Here is a 19,212-nt window from a genome sequence, read left to right as displayed (position 1 = left end):
TCATTTGCAACTGCCTGCAATTGGTTTACATTTATGGCCGTCGTATGGAAAAGGAATTATTATACCGTTTGGCACTAACGCGGGTTCCGGGAATTGGCCCGGTCTTCGCGAAAACATTATTTAATCATTTCGGGGAAGCGGAGGCAATTTTCCGTGAAGCACCGGAAATGATTCAAAAGATAAATGGAGTGGGGCCGGCAAAGGCTAAAGCGATCGCAGCGTTCAGGGATTTCCATAGCCTGGAAAACGAACTGCGTATCTTGGAAAAATATAAGATGCGTTGTTTGTTTTTCACGGATAAAGAGTACCCCCGGAGATTATTACCGATAAAAGAAGCTCCCGCTATATTATTCTTCAGAGGGGATGCCGATTTGAATACCCAAAAGATCATCTCGGTCGTGGGCACCCGTAGTCCCACCGAATATGGCAAACAGGCAATAACATCCCTTTTAAAAGAACTGCAGATCCCCGGTTTGCTGATAGTCAGCGGTCTGGCTTTTGGAATTGACGCGGCCTCGCACCAGGCCGCCCTCGACAGCCATATTCCTACTGTAGCAGTTTTAGGACATGGCTTTAATCAGATCTACCCTGCGGAACATACGGGTCTGGCAAAAAAAATGATCAAAGAAGGTGGCGGATTGTTGACCCAATTCGGGTTTCATACGAATGCCGAACAAGTACATTTCCCTCAACGCAACAAAATCGTGGCCGGTATCTGTGATGTGCTTATCGTTGTGGAAACAAATGTGCGTGGCGGAAGTATGCTTACGGTTCAAAATGCAATTGACTATAAAAAACGAATATTCGCCTTCCCCGGAAGGGTTACCGATCCCCGGAGTTCCGGCTGTAATGACCTCATCGGTAAGGGCAATGCAAGAATGTTTATCAACGCTCCAAAATTCCTGGAAGAAATGAACTGGACAGAGGGGACCAATATCCTTTCCGAAAAAACAGATTCCTTCCGAAATCATGCAGAGCCCTTGCGGTATCATACAGAGCCTACGGCGGATCAAATTGCGGCTTTGTCAAATGAAGAAAATCTAATTTATCGGCTGCTTCAGCAAAAAGGCAGTATGTCGATCGATAATCTCCTGGTACAGGGAAACTTGAGCAATGGCGCAACAGCCTTGGCCTTGCTTACCCTTGAATTGAAGGAACTGATCAGGTCGCTACCGGGAAAAATGTATAGTCTGAAACATAAATCTCAGGAACTTATATGAATTTCCCATGAAGCTAAATGAATTTCTCAGGGAGTTATACTGAATTTAAATAAGGCAGGTTTGGCAAATTTATAACAACTTCTTTTTCAACGACTTGAAAAAAACTCAACCTTTCTTTTTCAGCCCCCCAAAAAAACATATACCTACCCCCCACCCCCTCTGCCCCTTTTCCTATTCCTTCCTAATCTCAGTCCGATACCCGCCACCAGCCCATCCTTCCACTGATTCAACAAAAATTTGGACCGAATAAACCCTCTGCCCTACCTTTGCACATGGCAAGAATAATTTCCCCCGTCAGTAAAGCAAAATCCCCCGCAAAATTCTTTGGAGAAGGACTCACATTCGATGATGTGCTGCTTTTACCTGCGTTTTCCCAGGTATTGCCCCGTGAAGTGGATATACGAAGCAAACTCACCAAAGAGATCACGTTGAATATTCCCATGCTGTCCTCGGCCATGGATACGGTAACGGAAGCCACCCTGGCCATGGCACTTGCCAGGGAAGGAGGCATCGGTATCCTGCATAAGAATATGACCATCGAACAACAGGTGGAACAGGTGCGTAAGGTTAAACGCAGCGAAAGCGGTCTGATCATCGACCCTATAACCCTTCATGAAGAAGCAACTATCGGAGATGCGCTCAGGCTGATGAAGGAAAATAAGATCGGCGGTATTCCCATAATCGATAATAATAAGGTGCTGGTCGGTATCCTGACCAACAGGGATCTTCGTTTTGAAGACAACAAACGCCGCAAAGTAAGCGAAGTAATGACCAGGGAGAACCTGATCACGGCTCCCGAAGGAACGGATCTGAAAAAGGCGGAAAAGATCCTGCAAAAGTATAAGATTGAAAAATTGCCGGTTGTAAACAAACAAGGCCGGCTGATCGGTCTGATCACCTACCGCGATATTTTACAATTGACCAGCTACCCGAATGCGGTAAAAGATACTTATGGACGGCTGTTGGTTGGTGCGGCTTTGGGAATTACCAAAGACCTTCTGGACAGGGCAGGAGCCCTGCAGCAGATCGGGGTGGACATCGTAACGTTGGACAGTGCTCACGGACATCATATAGGTGTGATAAATGCCTTAAAAACATTGAAAAAAACCTTTAAAAATCTGCAGGTCATCGCAGGGAATATCGGTACGGCAGCCGGCGCCAAAGCGCTGGCCGATGCAGGAGCCGATGCAGTAAAAGTCGGGATCGGTCCCGGATCGATCTGTACCACCCGCATTGTTGCAGGCGCCGGAGTTCCGCAAATCACCGCGATCATGGAAGCCGCTTCAGTATTAAATGCAAGAAATATCCCACTGATCGCAGATGGTGGTATCCGATATACCGGCGATATGGTCAAAGCCCTGTCTGCAGGCGCCAATGTGGTCATGATGGGCAGCGTGTTTGCGGGAGTACAGGAAAGCCCGGGTGAAACCATCATTTACGAAGGCCGCAAATTCAAACAATATCGCGGAATGGGCTCTATAGGTGCCATGTCCCAGGCCCAGGGCAGCAGCGACCGTTATTTCCAGGACGTGGAAGACGATATCCGCAAACTTGTTCCGGAAGGGATCGAAGGAAGAGTCGCCTTCAAAGGAAACCTCAACGAGGTAGTACAGCAATACGTAGGTGGTCTTCGGGCAGGTATGGGTTACTGTGGGGCAAAAGACATCCGCGCCCTTCAGCAACAATCCCAGTTTATAAAGATAACCAATGCCGGCATGAAAGAAAGCCATGCGCATGACATCGAAATCACCAAAGAAGCACCGAATTATAGCCGCCGCTAATTACCCGATTTCACATAGATTTATTGACTATCCGGCAGGGAGGATGACTATTAAATTTTATTTTTACCCAAATATTTAAGATTTGAAAAAATATCATCCCCTGTTGTTGTCCCTGCTGTCCGGGGTGTTGTTATTTGCTGCCTGGCCCGTTTCGCCCTTAACTTTTTTGATTTCTATCGCCTTCGTTCCCCTGTTGCAGCTTGAGCGGCAGACTACCCGACGGGCAGTGTTTTTCAGATGGATCTATCTTTCCATGCTGGTCTGGAATGTCGCCACGACCTGGTGGGTATGTATTTCCACCGTCCCGGGTGGAATAGCGGCCATCCTGGCGAATTCCTTACTGATGTGTATTCCCTGGCTCGGCTTCTATAACGTAAAAAAGAGAATGGGTGAAAAAGCCGGTTATGCGGCCCTTATCCTTTTCTGGCTGACCTTTGAATATATCCATCTCAATTGGGAATTAAGCTGGCCCTGGCTCACCCTGGGAAATGTTTTCGCGACCCATCCCGCCTGGGTGCAGTGGTATGCTTTTACAGGAACCAGTGGCGGTACACTCTGGATATGGATGGTGAACCTCGCGGTTTTCCTTTTGTTACGAAAGAGGCAACAGGAAAGGGAATCGTCCGGCCCCTTTTTCAGTCTTCCTGTCCGGACGCTGGCGGCGATGCTGATCATCCCCTTTTTATTATCCTATTTGCTGTTATACAATAAAAAAGAAGTGGTAGCTTCTTCTCTTCATCAAGCCAATTCCTCCATTCGGCAACCGGCCAAAAATATCGTCATTGTCCAGCCAAATATCGATCCTTATAATGAAAAGTTTGTGGCAGGCGGGCAGGAAGCTCAATTACAAAAACTGATCCGGCTGAGCGAATCGCAAATAGACAGTAATACGGCCTTGGTGGTTTGGCCGGAAACGGCTGTTCCCGTTTCCATCAACGAGGATGAGGTGAAAAGTAATTTTTTCATTGCCCCGGCCTGGTTTTTCCTGAAAAAACACCCCGGTCTTAATCTGCTGACCGGCATAGAAGGATATCGTTTTTATAACGGTCGGAATAAAACCACAACTTCTTTTAAGGTCCCGCCCAACGAAAACGATCCGCACAAGGACACTTCGGCTCTGTATGCTGATACTTATAATAGCGCAGCCCTGATGGACAGCGCTAATATTCAGATCTATCATAAATCCAAACTGGTTCCGGGTGTAGAAACCCTTCCCTCCTTTCTGACCTTTATGACGCCGTTGTTTGAGAAATTCGGAGGCACCGCCAGCGGATATACCAAACAATCGGAAAGGACGGTACTGAATACCTACAATAATTCCTACCGGGTCGCCCCAGCCGTCTGTTACGAAAGTATCTATGGAGAATTTATGTCGAAATATATTCTCAACGGCGCCGACCTTATTGCTGTCATTACCAATGATGGCTGGTGGGGCAATACGCCAGGTTACCGGCAACATAAAAACTATGCCCGGCTGAGGGCCATCGAAACGGATCGTTGGGTAGTAAGAAGCGCCAATACCGGTATCTCCTGCGTCATCGATCCAACCGGCAATGTGATCGATCCGCGTCCCTGGGATCAGGTAGCGGTTATTAAACAGGAAGTTCCGGCGAACAAATCCCTTACTTTTTATGTCCGGTTTGGAGATCTTATTTCCAAGGCCGCCATAATCCTGACGGTTCTGCTCATCGGGTGGAATCTGGTCTTGATCATCAGGATTAAGGGCATTAATAAGGCCAATAAAAATAAGGGCAATAAAAACAAGGGTAATAACGGCAAAGGCAATAAAAAAAATGAATAAGACTCTTCAGTATGGTTCTCCCTTATCAACCTCAACACTTTTCTATCGTGTGGAAGGACAGGGATTTCCCGTATTGCTGGTTCATGGCTTTGCGGAAGATAACCGGATCTGGGACAACCAGGTGGATTACCTGAAAGATCGTTACCGCCTTTTCATACCTGATCTACCTGGCTGCGGACGATCCTCTCCCATACAGGTGAAAAATTCACAGACAGGGGCTGAAACCTCCATGGAAGAATTGGCGGATCTAATAAAGGCCATTCTTGACGCAGAAAATACCGGCCCCTGTATCCTGATCGGGCATAGTATGGGTGGTTATATTGCCCTGGCTTTTGCAGAAAAATACCCCGGTCAGTTAGTGGCATTGGGCTTTTTTCATTCCACTGCCTACGCCGACACGCCGGAAAAAATAACAGCCAGGCGAAAAGGAATTGAATTTATCCGAAAAAATGGCTCTGCTCCATTTATCCGGCAATCCATCCCAAATTTATTTGCAGAGGCTTCCCGCAAACGGCAGGAAGACATCATAACCGCTCTGATCGATCGTTATTCCGGCTTTAACCCCGACTCCCTGGTTGCCTATTATGAAGCCATGATCTACAGACCGGACCGCACCACTGTATTAAGAGAATTCCCCGGCCCTGTTCTGTTCATCATCGGTGAAGGAGATAATTCCGTTCCGCTGGATCATAGTCTCCGGCAAAGTCATATGCCCGGACTGGCATTTATTCATATTCTCACCCATGCCGGACATATGGGCATGCTGGAAGAGAGCACAGCCAGCAATCTTTTTTTAGACGATTTTTTACAACCGACCTTAAAAGGCCAATAATATTTAGGGTATCAATGAAATTTATGGTGCCAGTGATATCCGGATCTGCAACCCTCCGCGGGTAGTCACGATCGGAGGCGTAGTGGATATTTTTGGATTCGTTCTCCGTTGATCAAAATAGAGCTTCAGGTTGATCCGGTTATTCAATACGTAATCGATAGACGGTGAAATAGTCACTACTTTCTGCCCGGCCGTTGGCAGGGAAGCATTCTGATCCAGGTAACTGCTGGAGGTAGCATCATCCCGGATGCTGAAATCCAGCCTGAGAGTAAGATCGTTTTGCAGCTTTTTGGACGATTCGCTCTGCCCGGGCATTTTAACCTTAAAGGGAAGTTTCACCCCGCGTTTGCGGAATCCGGCCCCGATGGTGATCTCCGTCGAACGTGTTTCGCTTAATTGAAAATCGATCAGGCTCAGACTCAGTTGACGGGACTTGCTAAAACCGATCTTAGCCTGCATCTGATTGACGAACTGCATATCCACATCGATAAGGGGGGAGAACTGTTCGGAAATAGTAATATTAGGGACCTGGAAAAAAGGAACATAATTACCGCTCAGAGTATCGATAAAACCTGGTTGACTATACCCCAAAGGATCCGCATAATTAAATTGGGAGACGAAACTGTTCATGCTTAACGTGCTCGTATAAGCGTTGGTGATATTAAAGTTGGTAAAGATCTTATCAAAACCCGGCAGATGACTTAATCCATTATAGGTAATATGCCAGTTTGGTTTTGGCAGGTATCCCGAGAAGGGATTGGAAGTCACTCCTCCGCCGCTTTCATTGATCAGGGCAATAGTAGAGGGGCTCTTGCCGGTATAGGCAGCGATAAAGGCTGGGATCAGAACGTCCTGGGCATATTTGCCATACCCTTTTGAAAACCCATCTGTTCCCGCCACTCCGCCCGTATAAGGATTGATATTACCCAGACGGGAGGATATGACCGACCGGTAATTTTCAAACTTCTGGAAGGTGGTGGAGAGTTCGTTCGGTTTGGATTTTTCGAATAAGGTTTGGAACGAAAGAAAACTGATACTGAAGGTACCGGCCATGTAGGGGTTCAGCCTTGCCAGACCCGAACCACCGGCAGTGTCCTTATATAACTCCGAATAATTCTTACCGAAGGTCTTATCGAAACTGATCGTAATATGCAGATCGCGGACCGGTTCCAGGGTCGCCGTTGCCGTGATCTTCTGTGCATAACTGATCGTATTCTGGTTGTTAAAAGTAGTGTCCATGCTCAGCAGTCCCCTTTTCCCAAGTCTGTTCACGAAGTTCGTATCGGGACGGCCTCCAAAAACGTAACCCCATCCTGGCTGCATAGAACGGAAATTCATACCCAATACCCGCGTACTGTCCAAAAATCCATAGATCGAAGAAGAAGAATTATCCGAATAGTTGAAGGTGATATGTTTTAAAGAGGTCAGGATCTTGGCTAAAGCCTTGGGAACTCCGGTCAACCCGGCCGAAGGCGGTTGCAGGCTTTTTTTGCCGCGGGCAGTATCCTGTCCGTTTCTTCCGTTGGGATTGGGTCTGGCAGGTGCCTGATCCAGCCCTCTCAACAACTTCCATTTGCTGTACAACCGGGTAAAATCCAGCTCGGCCAGCAAAGAACGCTGCTGGGTATTTTGTAAGGAATTACCCAGGGTCTTTGCCAGTTGGGAAGCCCCGGTCCAGGTATACGAAGAAGAATAACCCGCACGGATCGTCGTCCAGTCAATCAGGGGAAATTTACTGGTAGGCAGCGTATAACTTACATTGGCCGTCTGCGTATACAGGATAGTCCGGCCGCCTTTCCAAAAATTGTCCCACATTCTGTGGCGGGCCGACTTATCCAAACGACCACTGTCTTCATCCACCCAGGCTCTGTTGGTTGCGGAAAAATCAACGGCAAGAGATCGTGTCAGGTCCCAGCGTAACGTATATGACCGGTCGAAAGTAAAGAATTTATTATAGGTCTCAGGCAGCAGGTTTTTAGGGCCACCGATATTCCGGGACCGGAATGCACCGAATTGCCGGTCGATATTAAACTGGAAGCCCAGTACCGTAGGCATGGGATTGATATTAAAATCCTTGATCAGGGCCAGCCAGGGAGATTTGGATTTTATTTTTTTACGGAATGGCTCCCAGAACCTGGCGGTGTGTGTATAATTATAGGCCAGGGTCGCCTTATTGGTGACCAGTTCATCTTCCACTGCCAGAGGGCTGTGATGCTCCGACCGGGTATAGGAATAACTGACATTAAAGTTCTCCACACTCCAGACTTTCAACTGCTTGCCGCTGGTATTATTCTTGTGGACATTCGTAAAGTTCAAGGTCTGCACGGTGGTTTGATCGACCGCCTGTTCCCGGATGGAGTCTTTTTGGGCCGCCTGGGCTCCTTTGATTTTGCTGTTCAGTTTAATATCGAGATCGAAAGGGTCATATTCCGGCGTACTCGTCGTCTTGGTAAGACCTGCATATACCGGTATGGACATGGCCGCTTTTTTTGGCAATAACTTTCCTAATTCCAGGGTAGCCGCTGCATCTATCTGTGAATTATTATCCAGGGAACGTTGGTTCGTACTTTGATCGATCGACCCGAAACCGGCCGTTCGTCTGCTCCCCGATAAATTAAGCGTTCCCAGATCGGCCAGTTTTACATCGACCTTACCTACTGCAGCCCATCCTCCCTTCTGGCTGATATCCGTCAAACGAAGTTCGTTGAACCATACCTCCGTACAAATATTGGGAACCCTTGTATTCTGCACGCCCAGAAAAAGGGCCTCGATCGCCCCGAGATTTGGATTACCCAGGATCGCAAAGGTCCTTCCGTTCGGGTCGGTTTCTTTAAAGTATAAATTACTTACCCCTGAGTTATTCCGGTCGATCTTTAGTTGAATCAGCCTGTCAAGGGAAAGATGGAGGTTATTGGAATCCGGCCAGATATCCGTATCCAGGGTAGCTCCGAATTTTGTCTTTTTCAAGGGTATCCTGATCTCATAATAGTTGCTGACGAAATCACTCCCTAAACGAATGATGGCAGTCAGGTCATCATCCTGCATCACATCCGGCCCCCCTGCCGATTCTGCGTGTATGAACATATCCATTGTTCCGTATCTGCGCAGATCGAGCATCGTTGTTTTATATACTCCTCTGACATCACCCTGCAACAAATTACATATCTGGAGGCTCATCGCCTGCTCGTTAAGCAGGAGATTTACATTATTATTGCTTAGTTCCTGCTGACGATTGACGCCCGGAGGGGTTACATAACGGATAGGGGTCCGCGAACTGTTCTGCTCGATATTAACAGCCGTAACGTTTAAGGTGGTGATGCTGTTGGACGGCAAAAGCGCATATTGACCGGTAGTGTCTACCTTGTAACTAAAACTTCTCCACGAATTCCGGACCAGTTCGAGTTTGGCAAAACGGCATACGACCGAATCGCTGAATCCCGTAAGATACATCCGCATGAACTGAATGGACTTAAAATCCGGAATATTGCCCACTTTCTGGTAGTATTCGGATATCGGTATCCTGAATTGATACCAGGTCTGCCTGGCCCCCCCGCTTGGAGTAAAGCTCGTACTGTCCGTAATAAAATTCTGACCGACCTTAAGGCTATCCGGTACCAGGTTCACCTTGTATTCGAAATATTCTTCCAGCTCATTCATCGTATTATCCCTGTTCAGGTCTTCCTGGTCGGGATATAAGGTATAGGCGGTGATGGTAGTCTGTCCGGCCGTGGCAATGGGCGAATTCCCCTGCGGATTGTTGACATTCTTATAACGACCTAATATCCCGGTTCGGGAGGCATCATATCTGGAATCCCGATAATTGGTAAAATTATCGTTCGAAGGATCGGCCAGGGCGTTCTGATAGATTTGGGAACCAATACCATAGGTTGCAGCAAGCCTTCCCAGGTAGTTTTGGAATTTTCTGTTTTCCGCAGCATCGTCCATACCATCGAGACCGACATCCTGGAAAGGCCTGTCGGAAGCATCGTTACTGAAGGCGGTAGTGACCTGTATCGGATTGGCGGGCACCCTGCCCCATACGGAACTGCTATCGATAGCCGAATTTATGTTGGGGGTATTCAGGCCATTCTCGAATTCTTTTTTTCCATCACGTAACACATCTTCGGATACGCTTCCCAGGTTAAAAAACAATTGCCCACCTGTACTGCTTGGATTGGTCAGAAAAGGATTCTGCATCCAGAACTGGAGCACTTCAATATTGCTGGTTTCGAAATCCGTCTGATCCAGGGCACGCATAATACCCCCCCAACGTTTCTTGGGATTAAGCAGCTTTCCCGTATTATCAACGCTTCCAGCCCTGAAATCAAAGTTATATGGTCCTTTATCGGTAGGATAATAGGCCATATCGAAGGTGATTAGCTGGGCTTGTCCGGTCTGAACTGTTTGTTCCGGGAAAAGTTGCTGGACATTGATGGGAGCGATCCGGGGATCTAACAGGGCATTCTCGTACCGGTCGGGGTTATTGGAATTACTTTTGTCCTGAAGCGTAGGCTCGATATTGTACCAGGCTAATTTTGCCCGGTTATATCCATAATCCAGGGAATCTTTCAGGCTTCCTTCCGGGAACAAGGGAGGGAACTGGCCGTTGTTGCCCTGGGGAGTGGAAGCCAAGGCCCAGCTTGTCAGTGGGAAACGCAGATCGATGGCGCTGGTAGAGCCTTCAAAATCATCTACATAAACGGCCCCGCTGCTCCCTTTACCGATCTGAGGCGGATGCCCTGGCTTTAAAATAGCCGCTTCTCCATAAGCATTGATCATACTCATTTCCTTTGTCGTATAAAAAGGAAGTTTGTTCAGCAGCCTGGTCAGTTCCGGCACCTGGGACCGGTAATTGACATCCACTCCGTACATGGTATTGCGTATGGGGTCTTCGCCATAATTCGTTTTGCTGAAAAAAGGGCGCTCGTTCAACCTTTCCATCGTCGCTCCTATAGACAACGATTCTTTGGCCGTGCTCTTAGCCAGGTAATCCAGCCGCAGCCCCATAAAACTCCGCTGCTGCAAACCGAAATTGGCATTGTTCTCATAGGATACATTTACCGGCACCCCTGAATTCAGGATCGCCTGGTTGATAATCTGAACTGTTCCCAGGTTATAATCTACCACATAATCCACATTCTCTCTGAGCGTCTGGCCGCCGGCAGTAACCAATACCGACCCCTGCGGCACATTATACGCTCCTAATTGAAGACTCGAGGTTGCCTGTCCCTTTGCCACCCCGCTCAGGATATACCTGTCGACATTCGCGTAGGTCTGAGCCACGGCCTTGATCGTATCGTACAACCGGTAATAAATATATTTATCCTTCAGCGTCTGTGATGCGCCTTGAAAAGCAATAGCCTCGAGATCCTTACCAAAAGGCTCCAACAAAGGAAAGATGATCCTTCCCTGCTGTGAAAGGACAGTAAACCCTTCCAGATAATCAAAGACTCCATCTGGCTGAGGGTCATTACGGGTATTTAGCCGGTCAAGATTGAGTACAGTCAACAAGGGGACTTCCGCCTTTGGGCCTTCCGGCAAATATCTTTTCTGCCCTTTGCTCGGTTCATCATATAGTATATTGAACTGGAATCCGGCCTGGGAGATATTGGACAGATAACTTCCACTGGCGGTCTTTAGCCCATACACGTTCTTCATCATCAGGTTCCACAAAGGCAGTTGAGTACGCTGGGAGGTGGCTTTTAATAATTTCAGGTATAAGACCTTTTGAGAACCGGCCCCTGTTCCTGCAGCCGTATCGGGCGGGACATCCTGCGAGAATTCTCCTACCTGGTAAATGCGTCCGTTATAACTATATTGGTAGGCAACCGCCAGCACATCATTGGCCTGAAGAGTTTGGTTTACAGAGATAAATCCTATCTGTTGATTAAAATAATAATCATTGCTGCTCAGTTTGCGGGCGTACACCATTTCAAAATCCTGTACCTGGGTCAGTCCCAGCGAATTCAGTTTATTAGCCGCCTGTGAAGGGATTCGGCTGGAAGGATCATTGATAAGACTTCTGTACTCCGAATTGGCATCATTGAAGGGATATGGCTGGGCGGTATTTGACTTAATACCCGGATTGTAGGGACTGCTTTCCCCCAGATCCATCAACCCCACAATATTCCTTGACCCCGTATCGACGCCGGCCCGGTTGGTCACCCAAACTTCAACCCGCAGGATCTGGACCTGGGAATTGACGACGGGCAATTTGGCCATAGCCTTATTAAAATTATTCCTGAAATATTGCGCCAGGAGAAAGTGGCGGTTTTCTTCATAATCATCCGCCTTGAAAGAGTAGGAGGTAACGGCCGTCCCGCCCTGTGAAGAGACGGATTGTTTCTGGGACCGCTGATTGGCTAAAACCGCTGTGACGGAAAGTTTACCGAACTGTAACTGGGTCTTGATCCCGAACAAGGACTGGGCCCCGCCGATCAGGGTGCTTTTGGTCGTAAAAGATACATTACCGGCCTCGATTTTTTTGATGATCTCGTCCGCCCCCCCGGTATAATCCAGTTTAAGTTGATTCTCAAAGTCAAAATTCGCCAGGGTGTTATAAGAAATGGGGAGTTTCAGTTTATCCCCGATATTCCCGATCACATTCAGATTGGCATTCATATTAAAATCAAAGCCACCTGTCTTCCGGGCGCTTTCAGGCAAGGTCGGGTTCTGGACATTCTGCCCCTGATAACCTGCCATTATATCTACATTCCCCTGGGGTCTGATATCGATCTTCCCATTTCCGAAAATCCTGTTGAACAGGCTGTTACTTACCGCCAGTTTGGGACGGAGTAATTTTTTATTAAGAGCACTAAGGGCATCGGCACGCTTGCGGAAATAGTCTTCTTCCGAGCTTTGGGCCTGCATTTGCATCAACTCCTCGAAAGTAAGATAGGTCGGCTTCCTATAGTACTGATTACCAACCTTTTCAATAATATAATATTGTTTGGTTACCGGATCATACTGTATGGAATCTTTGATATTTACCGGGTCTTTAAGGTCAAAAGGATTTTTGTTACGGTTGGAAAAGGGGTCTCCACGACGGTCATAGATGGGGAAAATCAATGTATCCTTCTTAATGACGGTCGTTTTTTTGGTGGTATCGGAGCCTGGCTGTATGGTTGTATCCCCTTTTTGGGGCTGTGAGGCCTGCTGTGTCTGCGGCGGTGGAACCTGTTGTGGGGTCTGTGGAGTCTGGTAGGCATACGCAGTTATGGGGGCGCAAAACACCCCTGAAGCGGCGGTAATGAATACCGTTACCAGTATAAACGGAAACAAGTAGCGAGTCAAACTTTCCTCAAGAATTAGTTAAGTAGAGATCAAAACCGATAGGCTACAAGATTTTTAAAGCTTTCTTAATAATATCCTCCACCTTCCCGGGTTCAGGTCCCTCGTTGATAATTTTTTTAATGGCTTGTTCTGCGGCGGGTCTGGCTATGCCAAGGGTAATCAGGGCATTTAACGCATCCTGTTCCAAGGTATTGTTTATCAGGGATGAAATATTTGTTTCGCCTTTGGTTTTACCTACTTTATCCCTCAGTTCGAGGATGATCCTTTCCGCGGATTTTTTCCCGATCCCTTTGATAGATTCCAATTGCCGGGCATTACCCTGCAAAATGGCCCGGGTGATCTCTTCCGGCTTCATGGAGGAAAGCATCATCCTGGCTGTAGAAGCCCCCACTCCGGAAACACTCAGCAGGATAATAAACAGCTCTTTTTCTGCCAGGTCGAAAAAACCATACAGGATCTGAGCGTCTTCTCGGACATGAAAATAGGTCAATAAGATGCCCTTTTCCAGATTCTGGATCCTGGAATAGGTATTCAGGCTTATCTGCAACTCGTACCCAACCCCTCCTACATCAACATGCACCAAGGCCGGGCTTTTATAGACAAAATCTCCTCTTAAAAATGCAATCATAACAGTCGTGCTTGGGATTCACTACAAACTACAAACCCGAAACTATGAACTTTTTTCCCCACCTTTGCAAAAATATTTTCAAACCCGATTGGAATTTATGATAAGCCAGAAAATGACTGCTGCAATAACCGCGATTGGTGGATATGTACCCGAAGACCGACTGACAAATGCCGACCTCGAGAAACTGGTAGACACGAATGACGAATGGATCCGCAGCCGTACGGGAATAGAAGAAAGAAGGATACTGAAGGGAGACGGCAAGGCTACCTCCGACCTTTGTGTACCTGTTGTACAGGAAATCTGTAAGAAAAGAGGTATCAGTCCGGAAGAAATCGATTGTCTGATCGTTGCTACCGTAACGGCCGATATGTTATTCCCCGCCACTGCCAATATCGTTTGTGATAAGGTAGGCGCAAAAAATGCATGGGGATTCGATATGAGCGCTGCCTGTTCGGGTTTTTTATATGCCCTTACCACCGGTGCCATGTATATCGAAAGCGGCCGGTTCAAAAAGGTAGTGGTGATCGGCGCCGATAAGATGAGCAGCATCGTAGATTACAGTGACCGGGCTACCTGCATTATTTTCGGCGATGGCGGCGGCGGTGTTCTTTTAGAACCAAACTACGAAGGATTCGGTGTATTGGACAGCATTCTGAAAAGTGATGGCAGCGGACGGGTTCATCTCCATATGAAAGCCGGAGGGTCGCTACGTCCGGCATCTAATGAGACCGTTGCGGCCAAAGAACATTTTATCTACCAGGAAGGCCAGGCCGTATTTAAGTTCGCCGTTAAAGGGATGGCTGATGTCAGTGCAGAATTACTGGAACGTAATCATCTTACAGCAGATGACCTCAATTGGCTGGTTCCCCATCAGGCCAACAAACGTATTATCGACGCTACCTCTTCCCGAATAGGTCTTTCTGAAGACAAGGTTATGGTGAATATACATCGATATGGAAATACCACTGCCGGTACCATCCCCTTATGTCTCTGGGATTGGGAGGACAAATTGAAAAAAGGAGACAACCTGGTATTGGCTGCCTTTGGTGGTGGTTTTACCTGGGGCGCGACGCTGGTGAAATGGGGGTATTAAAACAAACTATTTATGACTGACAAACTTCCCGGCCTTCCCCTTAAGGGCTTCGGTTCTTTGGCCATCCATGGCGGGCACTCGCAGGATCCACTCTACGCACATCTGACCCCGATCTATGCCAGCAGTACTTTTGTATATGATGATGCCGAGCAAGGCATGCGGCGTTTTTCAGGAGAAGAACCAGGTTATATTTATACCAGATGGGGCAACCCCACCTTTACGGAAGCAGAAGATAAGATAGCAGCCATGGAAGCTTTTGGCCTGACGGATAAGGATGGCCAGCCTTTACTCCTTAAGGCGTTGCTCCATTCATCCGGTATGGCGGCTATCAGTACCTTGCTGTTGATGAACCTGAAAGCGGGCGATAAGGTACTTTCCCATTATTCTCTTTACGGCGGCACACAGGAGATCCTTCAGAATTTACTGCCGGCCTTAGGTATTTCTTCCGTCATCACCGATCTGCGTGATCCGATAGTAGCTGAGGCGGCGATCAAAGCAGATCCTTCTATCCGGATGTTATACCTGGAAACTCCCGCTAATCCTACTATTCAATGTGTAGACATTGAAGAACTGGGTAAAATAGCCAGGAAATACGGTCTGATCGTTGCCTGCGACAATACTTTCGCTACCCCGTATCTGCAACAGCCTTTTCGTTATGAAGTGGATTTTGTCATTCACTCCACCACGAAATTCCTGAACGGACATGGGACTGCGATTGGCGGAGTTTTATTGGGCCGTGACCTGGAATTCATGAAAACCAAGGCCTATGTTACATATAAGACGCTGGGCGGGAATAGCAATCCTTTCGATGCCTTTCTTTTGGTCAATGGGATGAAAACCCTGGAGTTAAGAATGGAAAGGCATTGCCGGAATGCCATGGAGGTCGCCGGTTTCCTGGACAAACACCCTTCGGTAGCCAGGGTTAATTACAATGGCCTGCCCTCCCACCCTGATTATGCTGTTGCCAGAAAACAAATGCGGCATCCCGGAGCGATGATGAGTTTTGAATTAAAGGGAGGTCTCGGGGCTGGGATCAGCTGTATGAACAGATTACGCATGTGTACCCGCACTGTTTCATTAGGAACCTGTGATACCCTGCTTTGTCACCCGGCTTCCATGACGCATAAGAGCGTACCCAGAGAACTGAGAGAAAGATATGGGATTACCGATGGCCTGATCCGTATGAGCGTGGGCATGGAAAATATAGAAGATATTCTGGCTGACCTGGACCAGGCCTTGCTAACTACCGACTAAACAATTATGGAAAATATATTCATCCGCCAAGCCGTAAAAGATGATTGTCCCAGATTATTGGAGCTGATCCGGGAATTAGCCGATTATGAAAAAGCGCCACAGGAAGTAACGGTCACCCTGGAGCATTTCACAGATAGCGGTTTCGGGCCGACTCCTGTCTGGTGGGCATTTGTAGCCGATGTTGACGGCAAGGTGGAGGGGTTCGCTTTGTATTATATCCGGTATAGTACCTGGAAAGGGCAACGCATATATCTGGAAGATCTGCTGGTCACTGATAAAATGCGCGGAAAAGGATTAGGTAAATTATTATTTGATCGTTTGCTGGAGGAGGTAAACGAAAAAAACTTCCAGGGAATGACCTGGCAGGTATTGGACTGGAACGAGCCGGCCATTAATTTTTACAAAAAGTATCCAACAAAGTTCGATCCGGAATGGATCAATTGCTCGGTGGGTCTTTAACTGACGCCGCTTAACTGACCCCTTCCACCTGAACTTCTTTATTGATCTTCAGGATCAACCCCTGCAATACTTTACCAGGGCCTATTTCCGTAAAACGGGAAGCTCCGTCTGCAATCATCGCCTGAACGCTCTGCGTCCATTTCACCGCACCTGTCAACTGATCGATCAGGTTTATTTTGATATCTTCCTTACTTACGACTGCTTTGGCCACGGTATTTTGATATACCGGACAGGTTGGGCTATAAAAGGTAGTTTGTTCGATCGCTGTTTTCAATTCTTCCCTGGCCGGGGCCATCAGGGGAGAATGAAAGGCCCCTCCCACCGGTAATAATAAAGCTCTTTTGGCACCGGCTGCTTTTAATCGTTCACATGCGGTCTCCACACCTTTTACCGAGCCGCTGATCACCAGTTGACCCGGGCAATTATAATTGGCAGGAACCACGATTTCCCCGGTTTCTGCCTGGACTTCCGCACAAATACTTTCGACCTTGCTATCTTCCAATCCTAATACGGCAGCCATCGTGGAAGGGCCGGCTTCGCATGCTTTCTGCATGGCCTTCGCACGAACGGATACCAGTTTCAATCCATCTTCAAAGCTTAAAACTCCATTTGCGACCAACGCGGAAAATTCTCCAAGCGAATGCCCTGCAACCATATCGGGCTTATTATTTTCAACTCCTTTAAAAGCAATGACCGAATGTAAAAAAACCGCAGGCTGGGTCACATTGGTTTGCCTCAGATCTTCCTCAGTTCCTGAAAATAATATATCTGAAATCCTGAATCCCAGAATTTCATTTGCCTGTTCGAATAATTTTTTTGCAAAAGCGCTATTCTCATAAAGACCTTTTCCCATTCCCGGGAATTGCGATCCCTGTCCCGGGAAAACATAACCATGCTTCATACTCATAAGGGTTTATGTACACCGGGAATGGCTTACGCTAAAAAGAAACCCATCCCCGGTATACATTTAATGATGGGAGCTTCGCTGGAGCTTCATTCCTCGCTCCTTCTCGCTCGTAACCTTCGCTTTGCTCGGTTACGGCGGAGCGAACCTTTGGTTCGCTTAAACAAATATGCCACAAAGACCCGATTCAACAAAGAAAATCTTTCTTAATTCCTGTACAAAAAACCTAAACTTCCTTAGGGAAGGACTCAATGCAATTTTGCAGAGATAAGTTTGGTGAACTCGCTTCGGGTCTCGTTTTTTTCAAATTCGCCCCAAAAGGCGGAAGTAGTGGTGACCGAGTTTTGTTTTTGCACTCCCCGCATCATCATACAAAGATGGGAGGCCTCGATGACAACTGCCACTCCCAATGGATTCAGGGAGTCCTTTATAGCATGCAGGATTTGAGTTGTCAATCTCTCCTGTACCTGTAAACGACGCGAATACACATCCACCACCCTGGCGATCTTACTTAATCCGGTGATCCAACCATTTGGAATATAAGCTACATGCGCTTTACCAAAAAATGGCAGCATATGATGTTCACAAAGGCTATAGAGTTCGATATCCTTCACTAAGATCATTTCACTGACATCCTCATGGAACTTGGCGGAGTCCAGTATGGCTTTTGCATCCAATTCATAACCCTGGGTAAGGAACTGCATGGCTTTTGCCACTCGTTCCGGAGTTTTTAACAACCCTTCGCGCTGGGCATCCTCACCGAGTAAATCCAGGGATTGCCGGTAATTTTCCATAAGTCCTGCCGTGATATGCTCATCATACTGTTCAACCTTCTTATAAGCCATGTGAGGAATTTAAAAAAATGATGCCAATTTAAATGATGCCGATTTATGTGATGCCGATTTATAAGCCAGTGTATTCAATATTAAACAGGATATTCCACAAAATTGCGCTCTGTCTCATAAAGACGCACCTGAAGATCTAACCGCTGTTCAATACTTTTACGAAGCAGATCATAAATCACTTTAACAATATTTTCTGCCGTCGGGTTCATCTCCTTAAAATAAATGGTATCCAGGTTCAGGTTTTTATGGTCGAATTTTTCCAGTACCTGCTCTTTTATTAAAGTCGATAAAATTTTCATATCCATCACATAACCCGTTTGTGGATCGGGTTCACCGGTCACCTTTACGATCATCTCATAATTATGCCCATGAAAATTGGGATAGCTGCACTTTCCGAACACCTCAAAATTCTTATTGTCGTCCCAGGAAGGATTATATAGACGATGCGCTGCATTAAAGTGTTCTTTCCGGAAAACCGCTACTTTATTGTTCATAAGAAGATTTTAACCAAAATATTCCACATAGATTCTGGGTGTCTCATACAACTTTATGCAATGCAATTGTACTGACGACGGCAAATGCGGTTGCAATTGTTTCCAGATGCCGATAGCCAGGTTTTCGGTTGAACAAAGCTGTCCCGTCAGGAAGTCAACATCCATATTCAAATTCCGGTGATCCAGCTTCCCGATGACACGATCTATTATGATCTCGCTCAGTTTCTTGACATCGAACAAAAAACCGGTGTCGGGATCCGGGTCTCCCTTGATCGTTACATATAATTCATAATTATGCCCATGCCAGTTCTCATTGGCACATTTACCAAATACGGCATCATTCTGCTCTTTACTCCAGCCTGGATTAAACAGCCGGTGGGCTGCATTAAAATGTTCTATCCGGGTCAAATACACCATACGCCAAAATTATGCACCGGGAATGGTTTATCCTGAAAATTAACCCATCCCCGGTGCACGGCTTATGATGGGCTTTCAGCCAGCGGCAAAACTTCGCTTCGCTCAGTTAGGTCCGCTACTATAAAAAATCCTCCCCTAACCCTAAAAAATTTCCGCAAAGTTAATACTTCGTTCATGAATGTCAATGATTC

At 47.0% G+C, this 19,212-nt stretch carries 13 protein-coding genes; 7 read left to right on the top strand and 6 right to left on the bottom strand.

Annotation, left to right across the window (positions count from 1 at the left end; translation table 11 throughout):
• The first annotated feature begins 44 nt into the window (after positions 1 to 44).
• From dprA to ACX0G9_RS14480, 4 genes are all read left to right on the top strand, one after another.
• The gene (gene dprA / locus ACX0G9_RS14495) at positions 45 to 1,220 is read left to right on the top strand and encodes a DNA-processing protein DprA (protein ID WP_459065640.1); all 1,176 of its coding nucleotides are present in this window, start codon (positions 45 to 47) and stop codon (positions 1,218 to 1,220) included.
• Positions 1,221 to 1,492: 272 nt separating this feature from the next.
• Positions 1,493 to 3,001, top strand: a complete 1,509-nt coding sequence (guaB, locus tag ACX0G9_RS14490) for an IMP dehydrogenase (RefSeq protein WP_459065639.1) — start codon at positions 1,493 to 1,495, stop codon at positions 2,999 to 3,001.
• Positions 3,002 to 3,083: 82 nt separating this feature from the next.
• Positions 3,084 to 4,802 (top strand): apolipoprotein N-acyltransferase, encoded by a 1,719-nt coding sequence (gene lnt, locus ACX0G9_RS14485; RefSeq protein WP_459065638.1) that lies wholly within the window; start codon positions 3,084 to 3,086, stop codon positions 4,800 to 4,802.
• Positions 4,795 to 5,634, top strand: a complete 840-nt coding sequence (locus tag ACX0G9_RS14480; RefSeq protein WP_459065637.1) for an alpha/beta fold hydrolase — start codon at positions 4,795 to 4,797, stop codon at positions 5,632 to 5,634. Before lnt ends, ACX0G9_RS14480 begins: the two co-directional genes overlap by 8 nt.
• Positions 5,635 to 5,655: 21 nt before the next feature.
• Here ACX0G9_RS14480 and sov read toward each other — a convergent pair whose 3' ends face one another.
• Positions 5,656 to 12,927 (bottom strand): T9SS outer membrane translocon Sov/SprA, encoded by a 7,272-nt coding sequence (gene sov / locus ACX0G9_RS14475; protein WP_459065636.1) that lies wholly within the window; start codon positions 12,925 to 12,927, stop codon positions 5,656 to 5,658.
• A 43-nt stretch (positions 12,928 to 12,970) separates the two neighbouring features.
• Positions 12,971 to 13,555: a Holliday junction branch migration protein RuvA gene (ruvA, locus tag ACX0G9_RS14470; protein ID WP_459065635.1), complete on the bottom strand. Its 585-nt coding sequence runs from the start codon at positions 13,553 to 13,555 to the stop codon at positions 12,971 to 12,973.
• A gap of 97 nt (positions 13,556 to 13,652) precedes the next feature.
• Between ruvA and ACX0G9_RS14465 the strand changes: the two genes are divergently transcribed.
• The 3 genes from ACX0G9_RS14465 to ACX0G9_RS14455 are packed head-to-tail and all read left to right on the top strand — an operon-like array spanning position 13,653 to position 16,361.
• On the top strand, positions 13,653 to 14,648 hold the full coding sequence (locus ACX0G9_RS14465) for a beta-ketoacyl-ACP synthase III (RefSeq protein ID WP_459065634.1): 996 nt from the start codon (positions 13,653 to 13,655) through the stop codon (positions 14,646 to 14,648).
• A gap of 12 nt (positions 14,649 to 14,660) precedes the next feature.
• Positions 14,661 to 15,902: a trans-sulfuration enzyme family protein gene (locus ACX0G9_RS14460; RefSeq protein WP_459065633.1), complete on the top strand. Its 1,242-nt coding sequence runs from the start codon at positions 14,661 to 14,663 to the stop codon at positions 15,900 to 15,902.
• Between the two features lie 6 nt (positions 15,903 to 15,908).
• Positions 15,909 to 16,361: a GNAT family N-acetyltransferase gene (locus tag ACX0G9_RS14455; protein ID WP_459065632.1), complete on the top strand. Its 453-nt coding sequence runs from the start codon at positions 15,909 to 15,911 to the stop codon at positions 16,359 to 16,361.
• Positions 16,362 to 16,371: 10 nt separating this feature from the next.
• On the opposite strand, the gene fabD is transcribed toward ACX0G9_RS14455, so the two are convergent.
• From fabD to ACX0G9_RS14435, 4 genes are all read right to left on the bottom strand, one after another.
• Positions 16,372 to 17,262, bottom strand: a complete 891-nt coding sequence (gene fabD, locus ACX0G9_RS14450) for an ACP S-malonyltransferase (protein WP_459065631.1) — start codon at positions 17,260 to 17,262, stop codon at positions 16,372 to 16,374.
• Between the two features lie 251 nt (positions 17,263 to 17,513).
• Entirely contained in the window at positions 17,514 to 18,110 is a 597-nt protein-coding gene (gene folE, locus ACX0G9_RS14445) for a GTP cyclohydrolase I FolE (RefSeq protein WP_459065630.1), read from the bottom strand.
• Between the two features lie 80 nt (positions 18,111 to 18,190).
• Complete coding sequence (locus tag ACX0G9_RS14440) at positions 18,191 to 18,604, bottom strand: 6-pyruvoyl trahydropterin synthase family protein (RefSeq protein ID WP_459065629.1); 414 nt, start codon at positions 18,602 to 18,604, stop codon at positions 18,191 to 18,193.
• Positions 18,605 to 18,613: 9 nt separating this feature from the next.
• Positions 18,614 to 19,021, bottom strand: a complete 408-nt coding sequence (locus ACX0G9_RS14435; protein ID WP_459065628.1) for a 6-pyruvoyl trahydropterin synthase family protein — start codon at positions 19,019 to 19,021, stop codon at positions 18,614 to 18,616.
• Positions 19,022 to 19,212: the final 191 nt, after the last annotated feature.

The sequence above is a fragment of the Flavitalea flava genome (assembly GCF_054461575.1).
This window is presented reverse-complemented; position numbering and strand designations above follow the sequence as displayed.